Raw genomic sequence first — 5,323 nt, forward strand, 5'->3', positions numbered from 1 at the left:
AGGGTGAAGCAAAAATTCCCCGCCCGTTGCCAAACGGGAGGGTCGGAAAGCAAGCGTCCAGCGAGCTTTCTGGGGGAGGACCTGAGCGCATCTTCATGCGTGAAAGCTCAGTCAGGGCCTCAATCACGAATCGGGTGATGACAGCTCACACCTGCCCCATGCTTGCACCGCAAGCCACCGTCCTAACCCGCCGCGTCAGCAAGGCACCACGCACCGTCCCCGCATGCACCAGAATTCGGATCGTCACTCGGGCTCACTTACGTTTCGGGTTGTGACTCACGACTCACCGCAGCCTGACAACCACCAACGTAGGCCAGGTCATCACCTGGCTCCCAGCCGATGCTTTTGAACAAAGCGAGTCGTCCCAACACCTGCACTCGCCAGCTCAACGAGGACCGGCCACTCACCCCGCCAGGTACAACCCGGCCTACGCCCCTGGTCTCAACCCGCCGCGTCAGCAAGGCACGCCCACCTTCAACGCTTCCCCCTCGCACTATTCCAATGCGCATCCATCTCCGCCAGCGTCGGAATCTCCGCCGGCCGCACCACACGGAACCCAACCCACGACGCATCGGTGTGATACCACAGACTCTTGGGCAATTGCGGATCCTGTTGCTTCCAATCCTCTGAGCTACCAAGCCGCGCTGCCGAGCGCAACCGATCCGGATCATCGAACCAACTGCCACCACGAACCACTCGTGGATACAACCGCTCCGGCACCGTCCAAGGGTTGATCAACACGCCGCCATCTTCCGGCACCGGATAAGACTCCCCGTAAGCGTCCGCGGTCCACTCCGATACATTGCCGTGCATGTCATGCAGCCCCCACGGGTTCGGCTTCTTTGTGCCGACCTTCTGATACTTGTCATTGCTGTTGTCGTAGTACCAACCGTGGTCGTCCAGGTCGCCATCGCCGAACGAGTACGCGGACGTCGTACCAGCCCGACAGGCATATTCCCATTCAGCTTCCGTCGGCAGCCGGTAGAAGTGCCCCGTTTGGGCACTCAGCCACTGACAGTATTTGTTGGCCGCGTGCTGGGTCATGCAGACGGCGGGATAGCCTGATTGCCCCATCCCAAAGCTCATCTCAGTGTAAGGCGGTGTCGGCTGACTGACGCCATCGACCGCGTCGTGGGTTGCCGGGTCAAAGTCCGTCCATCCACCATGCTTTTCGCGGCGGACCTCCGTCATCATGAACGGCTCGTACTCATCCCAAGTCACCTCGTGCTTGCCCATCCAAAACGGCGAGACCCTCACCTTCCTCCGCGGCCCTTCATCCTCCAACCGATCGGCTTCATCCTCCGGGCTGCCCATCAAAAACTCACCCCCCGGGATCGCGACCAACTCAAACTCCACCCCCGACTTCGGAATCGTCTCCCGATAGTCCGTCATCTCCCCCGCCGGCATCCCGTCATCCGCCGATGTCTCCTTCGCAAGAATCCCCTCGCGAATCCGAGCGAGCAAAGCCTCATCATCCAGCGAAACCTCCGGCCCCACCTTCACCGCCACAGCTGCTTCTTGCGCAGAAACTTCCCATGCGTTTCCGGCACCTATCACGCACAACAAACCCACCAAGCCAAACCGAACCCAACCGCCAAAACGCATTACAAACCAATCCCATCACGAGGCAAGAAGCCCCCGCATTCTAACTCAACGAAGCCACGAACGCGGCTTGCTATTAGCTGTTAGCCACGCCCTCAAGTTTGCACAGCAAGCGAGTGTCACAACCCGCCGCGTCAGCAAGGCTCCCACCGTAGCCGGATTCGCCAAGAATTCGGATCCCCCAAATCCCCTCGTCACACCCCGAAGCGTCAGCAAGGACCGCAGGCCACGTCGCACGTGGCACCCCAACCGATGCTTCGCAAGAAGCGAGCCGTCCCATCACAACCCGCCGCGTAAGCAAGGCCACCCCGCATCCGTTTTAGCCACAGAGAGCACCGGGTTCACAGAGAACCAACCGAACTCAATCAGAAATTCACCATCAACCAAGAAGACCTCCGTGCTCTCGGCAGCTCGATTCCAGACTGCACCGAATTCTTGGCGAATCCGGCGACGAATTTCCCAGCCTCACTCACGTATCGGGTTATGACTGGTGGCTTCACCACGCCCGATCGCTGCAGCCATCGCAAGCAAGGGTCCCAACCCGCCGCGTCAGCAAGCCCCCTCCACTCACTTCACCGCACGAGATCGACGTCGCCGCCACCCCATCCCAGCGGCAAGTCCGGCAACAAGCACGCCGCCGGTTCCGGGTTCGGGGACAGCGGTGGCATTCGCCAGAAACCCAATGTCCTGAAAAGACGCCAATGTCATCCCACTGATGAATGGATCCTCGGGCCCAACATTCAACCAGCCCGTCATCAACTCAAACGTGAGGTCACGACCGCTTGCGTCTGTGATACCAGAGAATGCACCTCCTCCGTCCGGCTCATCCCAGTGCCCATTGGCTGTTCCGGGGCCGCCACTCAGTTCGACATCGGGCGTACCGCCTTGACCAAACTCCGATTGCCATGGGGCAGTCGTGTTGGCACCCGTGAATTCACCGCTTCCGTTGACGTACACACCGTTGTCCGTCCAGAGGGTTCCAAAACCCAAGCACATGAGCCATCTCGTGCAACACGAGAGCATTCAACCGAGATGAAGAGAGCGTTCCGAAGTCGTCAGCATCAAACTGCATTTGACCATCGGTCGCAAGCTTGTAGCCGCTCGAATCAAACCCAAACTCGGTGACGCTGACTTGCCCCAACGTACCCATCAGTTCCATCAATTGAGACCGCAGACGCTTGGATCCGGACGGTCTGGCGAACTTGATTTTTAAATGCGGAGCGACGGAAGCATCGGCTAACAAGAAATCCGTCGTGGCAACCGCCTAGCAGACCTTGCCAGATATTAGCGCAAATTGGAACGCGGCTTCGTAAGAAGCCAACCCCTAGTAATCTAACTCTAAGATTGATGCAACGAACACAGCGCACCAAAAAGGGCTGACGAAACTCGCCAGCCCAATTGTTCTCCTAAGAAGCGGCATCCTCAAACCGTCGCCTGACGCTGCTTCCGACGCCGTTGAAGCAGCCCACTAAACACCGCCGCTCCTCCCAATGCCAGCAACGAGCTCGGCTCAGGTACAGCCGAGGCGTTGATTGTCACGGAACCATTAAGAATGGTGACGGCTCGGTCCGCAGGACTCGTATTAAACTGGTCACTAGCACCAGTGATCCCCGAGACGCCCGGATCAGGAACAGCAACCAAGTTCAACTCATAGGTTCCTGTTGTTCCTGGAAGCACATCGAACACCAAATCAAACAAAGCAGTGGTTTCGCCAACACCCAACTCAAACCCACCGTTTGTGTCACTAACGATGAAATCGTAGTTTGCATCGTTTCCGGATAGTGCTGCAACTAGATCTGCGGTGGCGGCACTATCAGCGTCAAACCCTACGTTTCCGTCGTTATTGTATCCACCGGCAACAGCCTGGGCGGATGTTGAGTTGAACACGAAGCCAGTGGGAATCCCAAATTCGCCATCATTTCCAAATTGAAAGTAAATACCGTAACCATTCAAATCGAATGGATTGTTGTCACCAACTCCATCATTGGTGGCGAAGATACGAATGGATTGCCCAATCGTATCGGAGACCTGCACCGGGTTGGTCGTACCCGTTCCGTTTCCAACCTGCAACACCAACGCCGCTGACGAAGAGTGGCAGAATGAGAAAGTAAGCAGCAGTGTGCAAAACGAGATCGATGTTTTCATACTTGTTGATCCTATTGACTTGGTGGGTACCAAAATACACCACCCGGGGAGTAACGCCTACCTTAGAGGAGTTTTTTACAAACGTGTCGAGAAGAAACCAAACCGTCTTCTCTTATTTCTATGTGACGACACCTCAAGCATCATGCAGATTCTTTGATGCCAAATCCCACTCACCACTACTTAGTAGCTGATCCTTGGCATCAGCTTCCGACTCCATATCAACCTCTTGAGAGGCAATCGTCTCAATCAGCTGTTCGTCCCGGTGAGCACCTTCGGAATGCGACCAGTCAGCCGAAACTGTCTTCAATTGCGTCGAATCAACCTCTTCTTGGAACTGGAGCAATGCCTCATCTTCGTGTCCGAGTTCTTGAGAATCCGGGTTTGATGCAAAACTACCTGCCAACATGAGGCTCATCGTGCTCACAGGTTGGAAGAGGTACGAACCAATTCGAGACTCGACGGCAGGAACGTCAAATACAGTGCTTACCAAACCATTGCCGTTCAAATCAAAAGTGGCATCGTAATTTGGTGCAGCCGCTCGAACTGTTCCATCGAACAGCTGAGCATTGATTACCGATGGGGCTTCAATCGCAATTTCGTCCGATGTGTTAACAACGTTATCGACCACAGCCCCGTTGACGGATCCCGAACTTTTGTCAACGTCTCCAGGAAGAACATTTAGACGGAATTCAAAATCCCCACCAACAATTCCGTTTCCGGATTTTCCGCTTGCCGGTTCAACATCGTTTGTCCACTCACCGTCGAGTGGGTTGCCAAAAGCGTCCCAAATACCATCGGACAATACAGTGACATTCACGGCAGCTGCCTGAATGGCCTGATTTAAAGTAACCGTCGCTCTCCTCGCACTGGCATCATATTCGACATTGATGATCGAAGGGATAGCCCCAGGCGTACTATCCGCATTCACACCAGCTACACCGTCAATTTGGAAATCGCCCGCGTCGACACCAAATACATCTTCATCAAAATCGACCAGAATCTCATTCAGCCCAAGCCAAGTCAAAGTGGTGGACTGTTCTGATCCGAATGGAATCTCGTAGCCCGCCGCTTCACCATCATTGAAATGATTTGTTCGAAGAAGATCGGAAGTTGAATCTTCGTCATAGTCGACGAAGTCTCGGAACAGATCCGTCCAAGTGGTCGAGTTCACACGAATCGCAGTAATGCTTGGCCCGTCGTTGTCTTCCGGCTCAATATCATTGACATTGATCGTCACAGTTGCTGACGTACTCTCGGCTGGATCCCCGTTGTCCGTGACTGTCACGGTCAGATTGTAGGTATCAAAATCCTCATGGTCGATATCGCCAACGGTCGTAATCTCGCCAGTTGCCGGATCGATTGCGAAGTCTCCTTGCAGATCGCCAGACGTGATCGTGTAGCTAAGGCTTTGGCCAGCGTCGTCATCGCTGGCCGTAACCGTACCAACGACCGTGCCAACAACCACATTTTCATCGACTGCAAAAATATCACCCGGTACTACGGGTGGGTCGTTTAGCGAATCAACCGTGACACTGATCACCTGTGTTTCCACATTGCCATCATCATCAGTCACCTC

General features: G+C 55.1%; 4 protein-coding genes and 2 pseudogenes. 2 read left to right on the forward strand and 4 right to left on the reverse strand.

Annotated elements, in window-relative coordinates; genetic code table 11:
- Positions 1-293 precede the first annotated feature (293 nt).
- Both RE6C_RS33640 and RE6C_RS33645 read left to right on the forward strand, forming a co-directional pair.
- A pseudogene (locus tag RE6C_RS33640) lies at positions 294-339 on the forward strand (hypothetical protein); the annotation flags it as partial.
- Positions 340-396, forward strand: a pseudogene (locus RE6C_RS33645) (hypothetical protein); the annotation flags it as partial.
- 78 nt (positions 397-474) lie between these two features.
- Here the strand turns inward: RE6C_RS33645 and RE6C_RS25640 are convergent.
- From RE6C_RS25640 to RE6C_RS25655, 4 genes are all read right to left on the reverse strand, one after another.
- Complete coding sequence (locus tag RE6C_RS25640) at positions 475-1,605, reverse strand: formylglycine-generating enzyme family protein (protein WP_008661349.1); 1,131 nt, start codon at positions 1,603-1,605, stop codon at positions 475-477.
- Positions 1,606-2,169: 564 nt separating this feature from the next.
- Positions 2,170-2,598 carry a PEP-CTERM sorting domain-containing protein gene (locus RE6C_RS33145; RefSeq protein WP_236618529.1) on the reverse strand — a complete coding sequence of 143 codons (429 nt, stop codon included), beginning with the start codon at positions 2,596-2,598 and terminating at the stop codon, positions 2,170-2,172.
- Between the two features lie 426 nt (positions 2,599-3,024).
- A complete protein-coding gene (locus tag RE6C_RS25650) occupies positions 3,025-3,747 on the reverse strand; it encodes a PEP-CTERM sorting domain-containing protein (protein WP_008661352.1) in 723 nt (240 codons plus the stop codon).
- A 133-nt stretch (positions 3,748-3,880) separates the two neighbouring features.
- The coding region (locus RE6C_RS25655) for a cadherin repeat domain-containing protein (RefSeq protein WP_144054876.1) at positions 3,881-5,323 on the reverse strand (1,443 nt) is incomplete at its 5' end.

This window comes from Rhodopirellula europaea 6C (assembly GCF_000338295.1).
Lineage (GTDB): Bacteria > Planctomycetota > Planctomycetia > Pirellulales > Pirellulaceae > Rhodopirellula > Rhodopirellula europaea.

Coding starts and splice junctions, on each gene's coding strand:
- RE6C_RS25640 (WP_008661349.1), bottom strand. CDS start 1,605: ATGCGTTTTGGCGGTTGGGTTCGGTTTGGCTTGGTGGGTTTGTTGTGC.
- RE6C_RS33145 (WP_236618529.1), bottom strand. CDS start 2,598: ATGTGCTTGGGTTTTGGAACCCTCTGGACGGACAACGGTGTGTACGTC.
- RE6C_RS25650 (WP_008661352.1), bottom strand. CDS start 3,747: ATGAAAACATCGATCTCGTTTTGCACACTGCTGCTTACTTTCTCATTC.